Source organism: Rhizobium cauense, from assembly GCF_019511525.1.
GTDB lineage: Bacteria > Pseudomonadota > Alphaproteobacteria > Rhizobiales > Rhizobiaceae > Rhizobium > Rhizobium cauense.
Genome location: NZ_JAEUAT010000030.1, coordinates 36299 through 51971 on the forward strand (window position 1 = coordinate 36299; position 15673 = coordinate 51971).

The 15673-nt window shown below is 57.5% G+C and carries 14 protein-coding genes; 10 read left to right on the forward strand and 4 right to left on the reverse strand.

Going from position 1 to position 15673, the window contains the following annotated elements; translation table 11 throughout:
* Positions 1-5: 5 nt before the first annotated feature.
* Genes JNB88_RS31585 through JNB88_RS31595 form a run of 3 tightly spaced genes read right to left on the reverse strand, consistent with a single transcriptional unit; the run spans position 6 to position 3464 of the window.
* The gene (locus tag JNB88_RS31585; protein WP_220358914.1) at positions 6-767 is read right to left on the reverse strand and encodes an electron transfer flavoprotein subunit beta/FixA family protein; all 762 of its coding nucleotides are present in this window, start codon (positions 765-767) and stop codon (positions 6-8) included.
* Between the two features lie 18 nt (positions 768-785).
* A complete protein-coding gene (locus JNB88_RS31590; RefSeq protein ID WP_220358915.1) occupies positions 786-1403 on the reverse strand; it encodes a dimethylsulfoniopropionate lyase in 618 nt (205 codons plus the stop codon).
* A gap of 24 nt (positions 1404-1427) precedes the next feature.
* Positions 1428-3464 carry an NADH:flavin oxidoreductase gene (locus tag JNB88_RS31595; RefSeq protein ID WP_220358916.1) on the reverse strand — a complete coding sequence of 679 codons (2037 nt, stop codon included), beginning with the start codon at positions 3462-3464 and terminating at the stop codon, positions 1428-1430.
* A 144-nt stretch (positions 3465-3608) separates the two neighbouring features.
* On the opposite strand from JNB88_RS31595, the gene JNB88_RS31600 reads away from it, so the two are divergent.
* The 9 genes from JNB88_RS31600 (at position 3609) to JNB88_RS31640 (ending at position 12971) form a co-directional block, all read left to right on the forward strand.
* A complete protein-coding gene (locus JNB88_RS31600) occupies positions 3609-4238 on the forward strand; it encodes a TetR/AcrR family transcriptional regulator (RefSeq protein WP_220358917.1) in 630 nt (209 codons plus the stop codon).
* A 7-nt stretch (positions 4239-4245) separates the two neighbouring features.
* The gene (locus tag JNB88_RS31605) at positions 4246-5040 is read left to right on the forward strand and encodes a pyrroline-5-carboxylate reductase family protein (protein WP_220358918.1); all 795 of its coding nucleotides are present in this window, start codon (positions 4246-4248) and stop codon (positions 5038-5040) included.
* A gap of 67 nt (positions 5041-5107) precedes the next feature.
* Positions 5108-6109, forward strand: a complete 1002-nt coding sequence (locus JNB88_RS31610) for an ABC transporter substrate-binding protein (RefSeq protein WP_220358919.1) — start codon at positions 5108-5110, stop codon at positions 6107-6109.
* Between the two features lie 99 nt (positions 6110-6208).
* Positions 6209-7096 carry an ABC transporter permease gene (locus tag JNB88_RS31615; protein WP_037137476.1) on the forward strand — a complete coding sequence of 296 codons (888 nt, stop codon included), beginning with the start codon at positions 6209-6211 and terminating at the stop codon, positions 7094-7096.
* Entirely contained in the window at positions 7089-8165 is a 1077-nt protein-coding gene (locus tag JNB88_RS31620) for a quaternary amine ABC transporter ATP-binding protein (protein WP_037137474.1), read from the forward strand. Before JNB88_RS31615 ends, JNB88_RS31620 begins: the two co-directional genes overlap by 8 nt.
* Positions 8166-8340: 175 nt before the next feature.
* Complete coding sequence (locus JNB88_RS31625) at positions 8341-10326, forward strand: oxidoreductase (protein WP_220358920.1); 1986 nt, start codon at positions 8341-8343, stop codon at positions 10324-10326.
* Between the two features lies 1 nt (position 10327).
* A complete protein-coding gene (locus JNB88_RS31630) occupies positions 10328-11323 on the forward strand; it encodes an Ldh family oxidoreductase (protein WP_220358921.1) in 996 nt (331 codons plus the stop codon).
* A 263-nt stretch (positions 11324-11586) separates the two neighbouring features.
* The gene (locus tag JNB88_RS31635) at positions 11587-12762 is read left to right on the forward strand and encodes an adenylate/guanylate cyclase domain-containing protein (protein WP_220358922.1); all 1176 of its coding nucleotides are present in this window, start codon (positions 11587-11589) and stop codon (positions 12760-12762) included.
* A gap of 50 nt (positions 12763-12812) precedes the next feature.
* Positions 12813-12971 (forward strand): hypothetical protein, encoded by a 159-nt coding sequence (locus tag JNB88_RS31640; protein ID WP_220358923.1) that lies wholly within the window; start codon positions 12813-12815, stop codon positions 12969-12971.
* A gap of 87 nt (positions 12972-13058) precedes the next feature.
* Here the strand turns inward: JNB88_RS31640 and JNB88_RS31645 are convergent, their stop codons facing one another.
* Complete coding sequence (locus JNB88_RS31645) at positions 13059-13334, reverse strand: DUF4242 domain-containing protein (protein ID WP_220358924.1); 276 nt, start codon at positions 13332-13334, stop codon at positions 13059-13061.
* Between the two features lie 180 nt (positions 13335-13514).
* Between JNB88_RS31645 and JNB88_RS31650 the strand changes: the two genes are divergently transcribed.
* Positions 13515-15272: an ATP-binding protein gene (locus tag JNB88_RS31650; RefSeq protein WP_220358925.1), complete on the forward strand. Its 1758-nt coding sequence runs from the start codon at positions 13515-13517 to the stop codon at positions 15270-15272.
* Positions 15273-15673: the final 401 nt, after the last annotated feature.

A 15673-nucleotide genomic window follows, 5' to 3' on the forward strand; every position in this document is an offset into this window, starting at 1 on the left:
AACCCTTAGAGCACGCCGGCTTCGACTTTAAGCTTCTCGACGAGCTCGGCAACCGACTTGACCTTGACGCCTGCCTTGCGGCCGGACGGCTCCTCGGTCTTCAGGACCTTCAGGCGCGGCGTGGTGGAGACACCGAAATCAGCGGGGCTCTTCTTGTCGAGCGGTTTCTTCTTCGCCTTCATGATGTTTGGCAGCGAGGCGTAGCGCGGCTCGTTGAGGCGAAGGTCTGATGTGACGACCGCCGGCAGCTTGACCTCGATCGTCTGCAGGCCTCCGTCGACTTCACGCGTCACCTGGGCCTTGCCCCCAGGGCCAGCAACTTCGATCTCGATCTTCGAGGCGAAGGTCGCCTGCGCCGTGCCGAGAAGGGCCGCCAGCATCTGGCCGGTCTGGTTGCTGTCGTCATCGATCGCCTGCTTGCCTGTTATGACGAGGCCGGGCTGTTCGGCGTCGACAATGCCCTTGAGGATCTTGGCAACGGCCAGCGGTTCGACGGCATCGTCGGTCTCGACGAGGATGGCGCGGTCCGCACCCATGGCGAGCGCGGTGCGCAGCGTTTCTTCGGCCTTGGCCGGACCGATCGAAACGACGATCACCTCTTCGGCCTTGCCGGCTTCCTTCAGCCGCAGCGCTTCCTCGACCGAGATCTCATCGAACGGGTTCATCGACATCTTCACATTCGCAAGCTCGACGCCCGTGCCATCTGGCTTCACGCGGATCTTCACGTTGTAATCAACCACTCGCTTTACGGGGACGAGAATTTTCATGGTTGCTGCACCTGTTGGTTAATCGGTCGAATTTGCCCTACCTGTGCACGGGCGCAGCGCCCAGAACGCAAGAAGCGGCTTTTCTACGGAGCGCATCGCATGCCAGATACCGGGCGGATTGTAGAAGGTCCCTCCGACGCCTGGCGAAAACCACGATGACTCTCCGTGTTGGAACTCCCCCTCGGACATGACGAGATACGTCTCTTCGGGAGCATGCGTGTGGTCAGGATATCTCGTTTTGGGCGCCATCAGCGTGACCCCCAGCCAAACGTCAGATCGAAGTTCGATCCCGCCTGGTCCGATGATCATTCCGTTGGCATGCCCGTCGTTGAAATTTTCGCTTGCCGTACCCGTCGTGTCTTCACGTCGACGCCAGGTAATCTTCGGTTCAATTGCCCGGAATGCATCGAGTGTCCGGCGAAGGCTTTCTGTTGCTGGCGAGACGTGCAAGGCGTTGTGGAGGTGGACGCAGGCAGGCATCCTGGTTCCACCTCCTTCACGCTGCTCGCCTAGGAGTGCCAGCAGCCTGAAAATCTCGGCTATCGAACGTCGTCCTTCGGGGTCGCTTACGGTCTGGTCGAAAGCGGCGAAGCATGCATCAATAAAATACTGAAGATCTTGGTCGCGATTCGTCATGAGCGTCTACACGTCCTCAACGGCTTAGATGTCCTTCGCGATGCGCAGACCGTCGTAGATAGCCGCATGTGTGTTTCTTGCGGCGACAGCGTCCCCGATGCGGAAGAGCTGGAATTGGCCCTCTGGGTTGCGGATAACTGATTGAGGCTGGCCTGCGAGTAGCTGGTCGTAGGAGGTCTCACCCAGATTTCGGGAAAGCGGCTTAAGTTCGAAGTACAGCTCATCGAGTGGGATGGTGCCGTGATTGACGACGATCTGGTCGACGACCCTCTCCTTTTCCACTCCGCCGTAGTCGCTCCCCACCCTTGCGACGATCTGGTTGCCGTTGCGCTCGGCCGATTCAAGGCGGAACGTAACGGTGAACGTCACGTCGCGTTTCTGCAGTGAGCGCATGTACGGAACCAGGTTCATTGCCATGACTTCCGGAGCAAACGACCGGTCCGGCGTCATGATCTCGACCTTGGCCCCGGCCTTCGCCAGGAACTCGGCAGCCTGAAGACCGGCATGGTCGCCTGCGTCGTCGAACACAAGAACGTTGGAACCGGGTTTCACGTCTCCCGAGATGATGTCCCAGGAGGAAACGACAAGTTCGTTTCCCTTCTTGAGCACGTCGGTGTGCGGCAATCCGCCCGTCGCGATGATCACGACGTCCGGGTTTTCCGCTGTGATTGTCTCAGCTTCGGCCCACGTATTGAAGTGAAACTTCACATGGTATTTCTCACATTGGCTCATGCGCCAGTCGATGATGCTGATCATTTCGCGACGGCGTTCGCTCTGCGCGGTCAGTCTGATCTGGCCGCCGGCATTGTTGGCGGCTTCAAATACAACCACCTCATGACCACGCTCGCCTGCGACGCGGGCAGCCTCAAGACCTGCCGGTCCCGCGCCCACGATAACCACCTTCTTGCGTACCTCCGCCTTTGGAACGATGTGCGGCATCGTCTGCTCGCGCCCCGTTGCTGCGTTGTGAATGCAGAACGCCATGCCGCCCTGATAGATGCGGTCGAGGCAGTAGTTTGCACCAACGCAAGGCCGGATGTCTTCTTCCCGCTTCTCTACAATCTTTCGGATGATGTGAGGATCGGTCATATGTGCACGCGTCATGCCGACCATGTCGACCTTGCCCGCCGCAATTGCGTGTCGAGCCGTGGCGACGTCTGGGATCTTTGCCGCATGGAATGTCGGGAAGTTGGTTGCTGCCCTGATTTCGCCAGCAAAGTCGAGGTGGGGCGAGTTGGCCATGCCCTGAATTGGAATGACATCCGTCAGACCCGGATCAGTGTCGATATGTCCACGGATGACGTTCAGGTAGTCGATGAGGCCGCTGTCGCGTAGCCTGCGGGAGATTTCAATTCCCTCTGCCTGACCGGTACCTCCAGGAAGACACTCGTCTGCCGTGTAGCGGACGCCGAGGATGAAGTCGTCGCCCACTCTCTTGCGCATCGCCTTGAAGACATCGATACAGAAGCGCATTCGGTTTTCGAGTGATCCGCCATAAGGGGCATCGAGTTCGTTTGTAAGCGGCGATGCGAACTGGTCGATGAGATGGCCATATGCCTCGAGCTCAACGCCGTCCATCCCTCCGGCCTTCATGCGCTCGGCGGCGTCGGCAAAATCATTGATGATGCGCTCGATATCCCAATCTTCCAGCTTCTTCGGGAATGCGCGATGCGCTGCTTCGCGATGGTGAGATGGCGCAAGCACGGGGAGCCAGTCCCCCTTGTCCCAGCGCGTTCGTCTGCCAAGATGGGTGAGCTGAATCATGATCGCAGCGCCCTGCTCGTGGACTGCGTCCGTCATCTCCCTTACCCAGGGCACGATCTCGTCCTTGTATGCCAGGAGGTTGTTGAATACGGGCGGGCTGTCTTTGGATACGGCTGCGGACCCCGCCGTCATTGTCATGGCGACGCCGCCTTTGGCTCGCTCGACCGTATAAGCCCGGTAACGCCCCTTCGGCATGCCATCCTCGGGATAGGCCGGCTCATGGGATGTCACGATGATGCGGTTGCGTAACGTCAGATGCTTGAGCTGATACGGCTGCAGCAGGGGATCGTTCGTCATCGGTCGTGCTCCGAATTGGGAATTGGCCGAAACGCTAGGCGGAATGTACACATGTGTCAACAACGAAAACAGAGAAGTCATTTTTGATGACATCTATGTACATTTTCGATTGTGCCGGCCTTAACCATTTGCTAGGAATTGAGTATGGATCAAAATTTGAGCGATAGTGGCTGGCGTGGATCGCAGGAGGGATGGCTCGAGGCAGCCTATGACTCCCTGCTGGAGTCCGGAATAGATTCCGTAAAAATCCTGCCCCTTGCAAAGAAGCTCAACTTGTCGCGCACAAGCTTCTACTGGTTCTTCAAGGATCGCGAAGAGCTCTTGGACGGACTGGTCTCGCGCTGGCGGGACAAGAATACAGGTTCAATCGTACGGCAGTCGGAAGCCTACGCCGAGACTTTGGCGGAAGCGATGCTGAATGTCTTCGACTGCTGGCTGGACAGTCGGCTCTTTGACAGCAAATTCGAGTTTGCCGTGCGTAGCTGGGCCCTGCAGTCTGAAGATATTCTTCGCGAGGTTCATGAGGCGGACCGAAAGCGGATGGACGCGCTTGCCACTATGTTCAAACGTTTCGGGCACACCGAGATCACCGCAGACGTCCGCGCCCGGACGACCTACCTCGTTCAGATCGGCTATATCTCGATGCAATCGAACGAGAGTACGAGTGTGCGCATGAAACGCATCCCCGAATATATCGCGATTTACACAGGGGAAACGCCGCAGCAGCGAGAACTTGACCGGTTCTTTGCAAGACATGGCTACAAACCAGGCTAGGAACGAGATGAACGGAAAGGTACGGATCGGGATCATTGGCGGCGCAGGTTGGCTTGGCGGTTCCATCGCAGAGTCTATCCTTCGCGCGGGCCTTGCCGATCCGGATGACCTCACGCTCTCCTATCGCCGCACTTGGCCAGATCGCCTCGCCACCTCGCACTGGACGACGGACAATCAACTCCTTGTTGACCGTTCAGATGTCGTAATCCTGTCTGTCCGACCCGAAGACTGGGGCTCGGTTCGTGTAAACCTGGAGCAAAAGCTGCTGATTTCGGTCATGGCGGGTATTCGTGCCTCGGCGCTTATCGAAAGGCATGCGACCGAAAGAGTTGTAAGGGCCCTCCCCAATGCTGCCGCCGAAGTCTCGTGTTCCTACACACCTTGGATGGCGACGGCCGCCGTCACCGCTGATGACCGCACTCTGGTCCGAAAGATCTTCTGCACCTGTGGTATCGAAGACGAGGTGGCTAATGAATCGGACATCGATTACCTCACGGGCATGTCGGGCACCGGACCCGCTTTTCCCGCACTCCTTGCCGCAGCATTGATGAAGCACGCGATCGGTCAAGGCTTGTCTGCCGAGGTTGCTCAGAGAGCTGTCCAAACGATGCTGATTGGAACCGGGCGCCTGTTGGAACGGCACCCGGATAGTCCGACCGAGGTCGTAGACCGCTTTCTCGAATATCGCGGCGTGACCGCGGCCGGCATCGAGGCGATGCGCGCGTCGGGATTCGACGAGGCTGTTTCCAATGGATTGGACGCAGCTTTCAAGAAATCGGTGAGTATGGGAGATGCTTCCTAACGACCGTTGAAGCGGGCTTCGCGGCGGTTCGCTCAGAAATACATGCCGCTAAAAAAAGGGAACGATAATGAGCAAGTTATTGGCTTCTACGTGCATGGCATTTGGGCTGCTGGGAGCAGCCTCATACGCAAATGCTGCAGAATGTGGCAACGTCACGATCGCAAGCATGAACTGGCAAAGTGCCGAAGTTCTGTCGAACCTCGATAAGATCATCCTCAACGAAGGCTATGGCTGCCAGGCGGAAATCACTGTCGGCGATACCGTTCCGACGATCACATCAATGGCCGAGAAAGGTGAGCCCGACATCGCTCCGGAGGCCTGGGTCGACCTTCTTCCTGAGGTCGTGAAGAAGGGCACGGATGAGGGGCGCATCATCAAGGTTGGTTCGCCGCTTCCCGATGGTGGCATTCAAGGTTGGTGGATTCCCAAATATCTGGCGGACGCCCACCCTGATCTAAAGACAATTCCTGACGTCCTCAAGCACCCGGAACTGTTCCCGGACACGGAAGATTCCTCAAAGGGCGCAGTCTACAACGGACCGCAGGGTTGGGGTGGTACGGTCGTTACGTCACAGCTCTTCAAGGCGTTCGACGGTGAAAAAGCAGGCTTCAAGCTGGTGGACACCGGCTCTGGCGCCGGCCTCGATGGGTCAATCGCAAAAGCATACGAGCGCAAGCAACCTTGGGTGGGCTACTACTGGGCCCCGACCGCACTGCTTGGCAAGTATGAAATGGTGAAGCTTGAAGCGGGCGTTCCGGCAGATGCGGCTGAATGGAAACGCTGCAACACGGTTGCTGATTGCCCCGATCCAAAACCGAACGCATGGCCCGTCGACACGATCGTAACACTGGTAGCAAAGCCTTTCTCGGAAAAGGCCGGGCCAGATGTGATGGCCTACCTCGAGAAGCGCTCATGGAGCAATGATACCGTCAACAAGCTCATGGCATGGATGACGGACAATCAGGCGAGCGGCGAGGATGGTGCAAAGCACTTCCTGAAGGAAAATAAAGACATCTGGACAAAGTGGGTGTCGGAAGACGCTGCAAAGAAAATCGAAGCCTCGCTTTGATTGTTGAACAGGCGGCGCGTTTTGACACGCGCCGCCAACTCAGAAGCCGGAAAATAACCAGAAGACTTGTCACGGCTCTTTCAGAGAAAGGGGAACCGAATGGAATGGTTTTACAAATTTCCGCACATGAATGACGACAGTCTTCGCGACCTCAAGAAGATGATTGACGATGGATTTCGCTCCTTCACGAGGGCATACGGCGATTCAATCGAGAACTTCTTTTCCCCATTGCAGCATTTCCTGATTGCCGTCGACCGGTTCATGACCCAGACGCCGTGGCCAATCATTACCGTCATGGTTCTCATTGTTGCCTGGCTCGGGAGCCGCAGCCTGAAGATCGTTCTGGGCTGTCTCGTGACACTGCTGCTCATCGGCTATTTCGACATGTGGGAAGACACGATGCGGACGGTCTCGATGATCTTCGTCTGCACGGTCCTATCCATCGCGCTCGGTTTGCCGATCGGCATTCTGATGGCGCGATCTGACCGGTTTCAGCGCGTTGTTCATCCGATCCTCGATGTCATGCAGACCATGCCGAGTTTCGTCTATCTTATCCCCGTCGTCATGCTGCTCGGAATCGGCCGCGTTCCCGGTCTCATCGCTGTCGTGATTTATGCCATTCCGCCGATGATCCGATTGACCGACCTTGGCATCAGGCTTGTCGACAAGGATGTCCTTGAGGCTGCCGATGCCTTTGGAGTTTCAAATTCCCAAAAGCTTTTCAAGGTACAGATGCCGCTCGCGCTGCCGACCATCATGGCTGGGATCAACCAGACAATCATGATGGCGCTGGCAATGGTCGTGGTGGCATCGATGATAGGCGTCCAGGGGCTTGGGCAACCGGTCCTGAAGGCTATCGCCAATCAGTACTTCACTCTGGGCATTTTCAACGGCCTTGCCATCGTCGGCATCGCCATCATCTTCGATCGGGTCAGCCAGGCATATGGCAAACGGCTCCAGAAGCATCGGGAGATCGTTCATGGCTGACCATAATTTCGGCGGGATCAAGATCCGCCACCTCTTCAAGATCTTCGGTCCCCAAGCGAGATCGTATGTCGAGGCGGTTCAGAACGGAATGAGCAAGTCCGAACTAAACCTCAAACACGCTCACGTCCTCGGGTTGCGTGATATCAATATCGAAATGCCATCAGGATCCATCCAGGTCATTATGGGTCTGTCCGGATCCGGGAAGTCGACGCTCATTCGTCACATTAACCGACTGATCGACCCGACCGCCGGCGAAGTGCTGGTCGATGGCGTGGACGTGGTCAAGATGGATGAGGCAGAGCTGCGCAAATTCCGCCGGCACCAGACGGCAATGGTGTTTCAGAAGTTCGCGCTCCTGCCACATCGCAACGTACTCGACAACACGCTCTTCGGCCTTGAAGTCCAGGGGGTGGAGCGTTCGAAGGCCGTCGACGTTGCCATGCGGTGGCTGGAGCGCGTCGGGCTCAAGGGCTTTGAGGAGAGATATCCGAACCAGCTTTCAGGCGGCATGCAGCAGCGCGTCGGGCTGGCGCGAGCCCTTTCAAATGACGCGCCCGTTCTTTTAATGGATGAAGCCTATTCCGCGCTCGACCCGTTGATCCGCACGGACATGCAGACGGTACTTCTCGACATCCAGCGGGAGATCAAGAAGACTATCGTGTTCATTACCCACGACCTCGATGAGGCTCTCAGGTTGGGCGACCAGATTGCCATCCTGCGCGATGGTGAGGTGATCCAGCAGGGTAGCAGCCAGGATATCGTATTGCGGCCGGCAGATGAGTACGTCGCCAATTTCGTAAAGGAGGTCAACCGCGGCCGTGTGGTCCAGGTCAGCGCGATCATGAGGCCAATGCGGCCAGGAGCTGCCGTCAGCGGCATCACTGTTGATGCTACGACGACTGTCGAAGAGGCCGTTCGCCTGCTGGCGTCGGTTCCCGATGGCGATGTTACCGTCATCGGCCAAGGATCCCGCCCGGTCGGCGTGGTCACCTTCCGACAGCTCGCGAGCGCGATGGTCAATTCGGATATCGCCGCAACACGAGAGGATACCATTGCGCTCGTCCATTAAGGCTTTGCGGCGCTGATGTTCTCGACGCGGGCATGGGACCTCATCGCGCGGTCCTATGCTCCCTGGCGTTCTTAGCGTCGCGGCGCCAAACGCCCAATGGCGTACCCACTATTTATTGGCACCGAGAAGACCATCCCAGTTTAATCCCAGAGACAACTTGCATCCGGGAGTGACGATGTCTCAAAAGTTCCCCCGCCTCTTTAGTCCACTCCGAATTCGTGGACACACTCTCCGCAATCGCATCGTCTTTGGTGCTCACACAGCAAACATGGCCGTCGAAGGTGTGCCGGCAGAACGGCATGTTGCCTACTATGCGGAGCGAGCCATGGGCGGCGCGGCGATGATTGTTGTTGAACCGATGCCTGTCCATGCTGCCGCTGTTCTGACGCAAAGAAATTTCCGTCATTCCGACGATGCCGTCATACCGCACTTTGAAAAGCTTGTTCGAGCCATCAAGCAGAATGGGGCTGTCGCGATCCAGCAGCTCTATCACGTTGGCGCAAACGGTGATTCCGACAACTCGTTCCATCCGCACTGGTCGCCGTCCGGTTTGCCGAGCTACCACGACAGCGACGGGTCGCATCCGATGAGCGAAGCCGAGATCTGGGAGACGATCGACGGCTTTGTTGCGGCAGCGCGCCGATGTCGCGCGGCCGGCTTTGATGGTGTCGAAATATGGGCAGCCTACCTGGGGATGATCGATCAATTCTGGACGCCATGGAGCAATCGGCGCGAAGACGAGTGGGGAGGCTCGCTCGAAAACCGCACACGCATGTCTCGCGAGATTCTTTCGCGAATACGAGAGAGCTGTGGGGATGATTTCATCATCGGGCTCGCAGTCAGCGACGAGCCGGATGTCAAAGCCGCGCTGCAGAGGGACGAACTTGCTGAGATCGTACAGCTCCACGACGCGCTTGGACTGATCGACTATGTCACGTGCGGGTCGGGCGGGTATCTCGACTTTTACAAACTCATGCCGACATTCATCTATCCTGAAAAACTCGGCGTCGATCTTGCCGCATGTCTCAAGAAGGTCGTGAGGACTGCGGTCGTTATCGCGGAAAGCCATATCAGAACGCCTGAGAATGCCGAGACGGTCCTCGGCGAAGGCGCCTCAGAACTGGTGTCGATCGTTCGCGGACAGATTGCCGATCCGCACCTGGCACGCAAGGCCAGCGAAGGTCGTCCTGAAGACATTCGCGGCTGTATATCTTGCAACCAGATGTGCTGGGGGCGTCGTTCCCGGGATTACTGGATAAGCTGTCTGATCAATCCTTCGGCCGGACGTGAGTTTGAATGGAATGGCGACCGTTTTATCAAGACATCTGATCCAAAGCGCGTGCTTGTCATTGGCGGCGGTCCTGCTGGGCTGGAGGCGGCAAGGACGGCGGCCGAACGCGGCCATGGGGTTGTCCTTTCGGAAGCTGGCACGCGCCTTGGGGGCAATTTTCTGCTTGCGGGGCTTCAACCGAGGCGCGCCCAGATCCTCGATCTGCTTGCCTGGTATGAGCGACAACTCGAGAAGCTCGGCGTCGACATTAGATTGAACAGTTATGTGGAGGCAAACGACATCGACCCGTCGGAGGTGGACGTGGTGATTGTAGCCACCGGTTCCTATTCCCCCGAGACCGGATTTCAGAAGGCTCTACCGACAATTGACGTGATGCCTGGGCTCGAAAAAGGCGGTGTATTCACCGTCGAGGAAATCATGGCAAGGCAGGCAAGACCAGGCAAGCGAGTCCTTCTCCTCGACGAAGGTGGCGGCTGGCGGGGCTGCGGGACGGCATGGAAGCTCGCCGAGGACGGCCACCAGGTTACAATCGCCACGCCCGATCCTCTCGTGGGAAAAGAGCTTCAAAGAACAGCCGCCGATGTTCCTCTGCGGCAGGCATTGAAAAAGCTCGGCGTACAGTGGACGACGGAGGTCAGCATCGTCGAATGGCACGGCAACGGCGCCACGGTTCTGGACCACAACACCGGTGAACGCAACTTCCTGGAGGCCGACAGCCTAGTCATGGCAACAACCAATCGACCGATGGACTGGCTGATGCCGAGCCTCTTCGAACTCGGTATTCCTGCACGACAGATAGGCGATTGCGCAGCACCACGGCAAGCACCGTATGCCTTCTACGAAGGTAGAAAAGCGGGATTGGAGATCTGATATGCCGGATGAGATCGTGCTCAAAAAGGAGGAGGCCGAGGCGCTCGCCATGAAAGCATGCCTGGCGTGTGGTGCTGCAATCTCTAGCGCACGGTCTCTCGTGGACGCTACGCTTTCGGCGGCGAATTACGGGCCACCTACTCTCGGATTTCCCCACCTCGTGGACTATCTCGAAGGCTTTCGCGAGGGCCGAATAAATTGCAAGCCAAGGCCGCATTTGGCTCGGGCCTTTCCAGCTTTTCTCGTCTCGGACGCGGATCGCGGGATTGCACAGTTGGGCTTCGATGTCGCATTCCCAGAGCTCCTCGACGCTGTTCGCAACTTTGGGGTCGCCGTCTTTACACAGACCAACAGCTACACGACTGGTGAACTTGGATACTACGTCCGCCGGCTTTGTCATGAGGGTGTTATTGGCCTGGCGGCAACCAACGCAAATGCAATGATGGTCGCGCAAGCTGGAGGCCCGGTCGTCTATAGCACAAATCCGATGGCATTCGGGTTTCCGCTTGGCGAGGACACGCCACCGATCATTATCGACCAAGCATCCAGCGCCACGGCATTCGTCAATATAGTCAGGGCAGCCGAAGAGGGAAACGCGCTCCCCGAGGGCTGGGCTGTCGACGCTGACGGTAACGCGACTCAGGATGCAGAAAAGGCGTTGGAAGGGGCCCTGCTGCCCTTCGGCGGCCGCAAGGGCGCAAATGTCGCGCTATTGGTGGAGATGCTTTCGGCGGGCCTTTCGGGTGGGCCGTGGTCTCTTGATACGCCGGATTTCCGTTCAGGGACCACCTCGCCTGCTGTTGGCCTAACCGTAATCGCAATCATGCCTGGTGCGAGAACTGAGGGGCGGATCGATCGGGCACTTCGCCAAGTACGCCGCCTACGTGAAAAAGACGTGCACATACCGGGCGTTACGGGCGTTGACTATCATAAGACTTCAGGAGAATTTGCCATCCCTCGTGGCGTATATCGAAAGATCGCCGCCATTGCCAATTAGCCAAAGCGCGTAGCGTCCCTCGCACAATTGAATCATAATGGGTCGGAGACAAGACCAGCGACAGAGGCCCCTACTCCACAAAAAATGGTGACAACTGGCCGACGATCAGGGCCCACCCAAGTCCTCAGTGACTTGATCGGTGTACTAAATTCGAAGAGGTTTCATTCAGTCGGCTCATCGCGTCCGAGCGCTGCGTTCGGCGATCGGGCGAAGGATGGTCGCGGCCGATCGCTCAAGTTTGAACCCCGATAGGAATGTCCAGAATGCAGGAGATGCAAGAGCTAGTCGATTGGATCATCGGTATGGGCCTCTCGTCGGACAGCATCCAAGAGATCCTCGCCGGCGTTGCGGAGCGATTGCTCGGGATGGGCTATCCACTTGTTCGAGCTTCGATCGCCATGCCTTCGATCGACCCGCTACAGCGAGGTTTCTCAGTCGCATGGGCACCGTCGTCGGGCATTTCGGTGGAGATCCAGGGGCACGACGGCGCGGGCCAGGAGATGTTTCTGAGGTCGCCGATTTCGCACCTGCTTTCGAACGGTCTTTTGTACGGTCGGTGGAGGTTGCCGTCTGAAGACGGGACGGAATCTTTCCCGCTGCTGCAGGAGCTAGCGGGCGGTGGCGCTACCGATTACGTGATGAAGCTTGTTGCCTTTCCGGAAGGAACGGCTCTTGGCGGCGTCGGGTTTTCCTTGGCCGGTATCGGGCACAACGGCTTTTCGGAGAAGCAGATTGCCGATCTCGACCGGTTTCTGCCCGCTCTTGCACTTGCCTGCTATCGCATTGCCGCATTGGGCATCGCCGTCGATATGCTTGCAGTTTACACCGGTAGCCATACAAGTGGTCGTATACTAAATGGGCAAACGCAGCGTGGCGACGGAACGGCTATAAACGCCGCTATTCTGCTTGCTGACCTTAAGAATTTCACATCGCTGAATGAACAATATGCACCGGATCGCATCGTTGTCTGGCTAAACCAACATTTTGAGGCGATAGGGCAACCGGTGGAGCAGGCCGGCGGAGAGATCTTGAAATTCATGGGTGACAGCCTGCTTGCCATTTTTCCGACAGGGATCGATAACCCTTCCGACGCATGTGAACGTGCCTTGGCGTCGGCCAAAATGGCTATGAATGCGAACAATGCGCTCAACCGGAAACGAGTGACAGCCGGCGAGCCGGCAATCATGGTCGATATTGTCCTCCATGTCGGCGAGGTCTTCTACGGGAACGTTGGCTCCACGCGCCGTCTGGATTTTACGGCGATCGGAAAGGCGGTCAACGAAGCAGCGCGCATCGAGAAGCTTTGCGATTCCATAGGACGCAGTCTCCTGGCATCCGGTTCGTTTGCGTCAAACGTCCAGGGTGACTTCGAAAGACTTGGCAGCTTCTCGTTGAAGGGCGTTTCGAAGCCCGCCGACGTTTATGGATTGCCTACATGAGATTTGATGTCGGAAGGGCCAATGCTCCCTGACCCGGCAGGTTGGGGTCTATGACAAGCGATCTTAGTGCTGCTTGTAGAGACAATGACGAGAACGACATTGACGGCGCTCTCGACTGCGCTTCATTCAGCGATGGTGCCTTTCGCATCCTCCATGACCGCCCGATCGAACCCGGCGCTGGATGGACGCAGATCGGCCTCAATGCCTGATCGTAACAGAGCAGCCCCGGCCGGAGTGGGGCTTCTCCATTCAAAGGCGGCGCGGGAATGGTGTTCCCGCCAAACCGCCGATGACCTTCAGCTAACAGCAGTCTGCGGCCCAATAGTCGACTTGACCTCAGTTACACTGTCGGCCGGAAACCCGCCTTCCCTTGCGTGGCGATAAACCGCTTCTGCGTTCTCCGCCTCGTGGATGCAGTAAATTTTGTCTCCGGCGACGTAACTGGTCACCCACTTGTACGGCTCACCCAGCCCAGACACGACGTCGTTGGATTTCGCTGAGATCTGTTGGAGGGCTTCTTTGCTGAGCTCGCTCGCTCCAGGGATCGTTCTTTCGATGATGAATTGGCGCACGTTTGCTTTCCTTTCGGTGTGAATTATGTTCGTCCGCTGCGGTCTTCACTTGCTCCCCAAGTAAACGACCTCGACGTGTGACGAACCGTGAGACAGTTTAGGTGTCGGTGAAATATCCCTCTCACGCTGGGTCAAACGTATTCTCGGCATCTTCAGGGTATTTTCTGGAAAGGGGTCGACATGCCATTGCAGATCCGTCTTATCGGGAAGCCGGCGATCACCCGGGCGGATGGAGGCGAGCAATCGCTGCGTGGACACCAAGCCTGGGCACTGCTCGCACGGGTTTTGCTCAGCAAGCGCCCGTTGGAGCGGGGCGTTCTCGCTCGTGAGCTATTCCCGGATGTGGTTGATCCTTTAGGTGCGTTGCGCTGGTGTCTTGGTTCCATTCGCAAGGCAATTGGCAGGGACAAATGCCTAACGGGAGATCCAGTCATCCCCGGTCTGCCGGACGACACGGAGATCGATGTCTTGCAGCTTCACCACGCCGATCTTGCCGTGCAGGATGTCGGCGTCTTTCTCGAGGGGATAGATCCGCGCTGCAGTCTGGAGTTCTCCACGTGGCTGTTGATCGAGCGCGAACGTGTAGCGGGCGCTATTGAAGAATTGATCCGAGAGCGAACACTCGAGGCGCTTTCACTGGGCGATAATCGATCTGCAGTTCGATTGGCCGAGATCGGGGCAAGGCGCAGGCCCTATGATGAGAGTGCGCATATTTTGCTTGTGCGGAGCCTCACCAACGCGGGTCGTCACGCTGCCGCGTGCGAGCACATTGAGAAGGTTGAACGTACCTTCGTTGCGGAATTGGGCGAAAGGCCATCCTCTGCGCTTTGGAGTGCTGCTCGGCGAAGTGTCACAGCTCCTCCCGCCACCGTTCGGCCTCAAGCAGTTGTGAAGTCTTTGATGGATTCGGGACTGGCGGCCCTGTCTGCAGGAGCGGTTGACGCCGGGATCGATAGCCTCAGGCAATCGGTCGCCACCGCAGAAAGGATATCCGATCGCTACCTTACGGCCGCAGCAACCTTCGAGCTTGGAACTGCGCTGGTACATTCTATTCGCAGTTACGACGACGAGGGCGCGCTATACTTAAGGCAAGCAGTGAAACTGTCGGAAGAAAGCGGCGCACAAGTCATCGCCGCGAAGGCTTTGAGAGAGCTAGGTTATGTCGATGCGCTGGCCGGTCGCCGACCCTCGGCCGCCCGTTTCCTCCAGCGTGGCCTTGAACTTGCCGACGATACCGAGAGCCTGTCAGGCCTTCATTCTGTCCTCGGTTTCAACCTCGTCGATTGGGGTCGTATCGAAGAGGGTCTCGGGCACTATGAGACCTCACTGTCCCAAGCACGTGCCGCAGGAAGCAGCCGGCGTGAAATTTGGTCGCTCGCTCTAGGAGCATGGGGCTTGCTTGGAGCAGGCAGGCTCGACGTTGCTGAGAGCTGGCTCGTCAAATCACTCGCAATGATCGACGAACAACGATGGGTGGCATTTAGGCCGTGGCCGGCAGCGCTCCTTGCAGAGACCAGGCTTAGGCAGCGGCATGATCCCAAGGCGTTGAGGCTTGGTTTGGAAGATACCTTTGCGCTGAGTTGCCGAATTGAAGATCCGTGCTGGGAGGGCATTTCTGCGCGCACTATTGCTCTCACATACATGGCGACAGATGAGCCTGAGCTCGCGGCCAACTGGCTTAGCGAGGCGCGCTCGAGATCCGCTCGGGGCACCGACTCCTATGCCGCGCTTTTGGTGACTATTGTCTCCGACCAATTGCAGTTAAGCCGGAAGTTGGCGCAAAAAGAGCGCACCGAACGCTACGCGTCAGATCTGATACAGTTGGCCACACGGGCGCATATGCCGACTTATCTCAAGTTGGTGCAGAATCATATGACAAACAAATCGATCAATGGCACCTCGTCCACTGTGCCGTTGCTGCGTAGTCACATCCGATAGCGGGAGCCGGCTCGTTCGCGCTCTTTCCCAAGAACTGCGATCGGTAATGCCAACGTTGTCGATGATGCCGTTTGCCGGAGCGTGCTAGCTAAGCTAGGTGGTGGCCCGGTGATTCAGCTTGAACAGGCTTAGGAGTGGCAGAAGCGCAACCAATGCTGAACGTTGTCTCGATATTGCGACCATCCACTCTCAATTCACAGGATCTCCACAGGATAAGCATCTGGAATGGCGGACAATTGCGCGGGTGGCTTCACTACTACTTGAGCACAGTGGGAGAGCTGGTTCGGTTTGTCTGAACAGATTGGGGCGTTTCGCTAAGTGGATTTCCGCCTCGATTATGCCGCCACCATCATTGGCGTCAGCGCGTTGAAGTAAGCCTGATCCGGCGTCTGCCGGTCAAG

Coding starts and splice junctions, on each gene's coding strand:
- JNB88_RS31585 (WP_220358914.1), bottom strand. CDS start 767: ATGAAAATTCTCGTCCCCGTAAAGCGAGTGGTTGATTACAACGTGAAG.
- JNB88_RS31590 (WP_220358915.1), bottom strand. CDS start 1,403: ATGACGAATCGCGACCAAGATCTTCAGTATTTTATTGATGCATGCTTC.
- JNB88_RS31595 (WP_220358916.1), bottom strand. CDS start 3,464: ATGACGAACGATCCCCTGCTGCAGCCGTATCAGCTCAAGCATCTGACG.
- JNB88_RS31600 (WP_220358917.1), top strand. CDS start 3,609: ATGGATCAAAATTTGAGCGATAGTGGCTGGCGTGGATCGCAGGAGGGA.
- JNB88_RS31605 (WP_220358918.1), top strand. CDS start 4,246: ATGAACGGAAAGGTACGGATCGGGATCATTGGCGGCGCAGGTTGGCTT.
- JNB88_RS31610 (WP_220358919.1), top strand. CDS start 5,108: ATGAGCAAGTTATTGGCTTCTACGTGCATGGCATTTGGGCTGCTGGGA.
- JNB88_RS31615 (WP_037137476.1), top strand. CDS start 6,209: ATGGAATGGTTTTACAAATTTCCGCACATGAATGACGACAGTCTTCGC.
- JNB88_RS31620 (WP_037137474.1), top strand. CDS start 7,089: ATGGCTGACCATAATTTCGGCGGGATCAAGATCCGCCACCTCTTCAAG.
- JNB88_RS31625 (WP_220358920.1), top strand. CDS start 8,341: ATGTCTCAAAAGTTCCCCCGCCTCTTTAGTCCACTCCGAATTCGTGGA.
- JNB88_RS31630 (WP_220358921.1), top strand. CDS start 10,328: ATGCCGGATGAGATCGTGCTCAAAAAGGAGGAGGCCGAGGCGCTCGCC.
- JNB88_RS31635 (WP_220358922.1), top strand. CDS start 11,587: ATGCAGGAGATGCAAGAGCTAGTCGATTGGATCATCGGTATGGGCCTC.
- JNB88_RS31640 (WP_220358923.1), top strand. CDS start 12,813: ATGACAAGCGATCTTAGTGCTGCTTGTAGAGACAATGACGAGAACGAC.
- JNB88_RS31650 (WP_220358925.1), top strand. CDS start 13,515: ATGCCATTGCAGATCCGTCTTATCGGGAAGCCGGCGATCACCCGGGCG.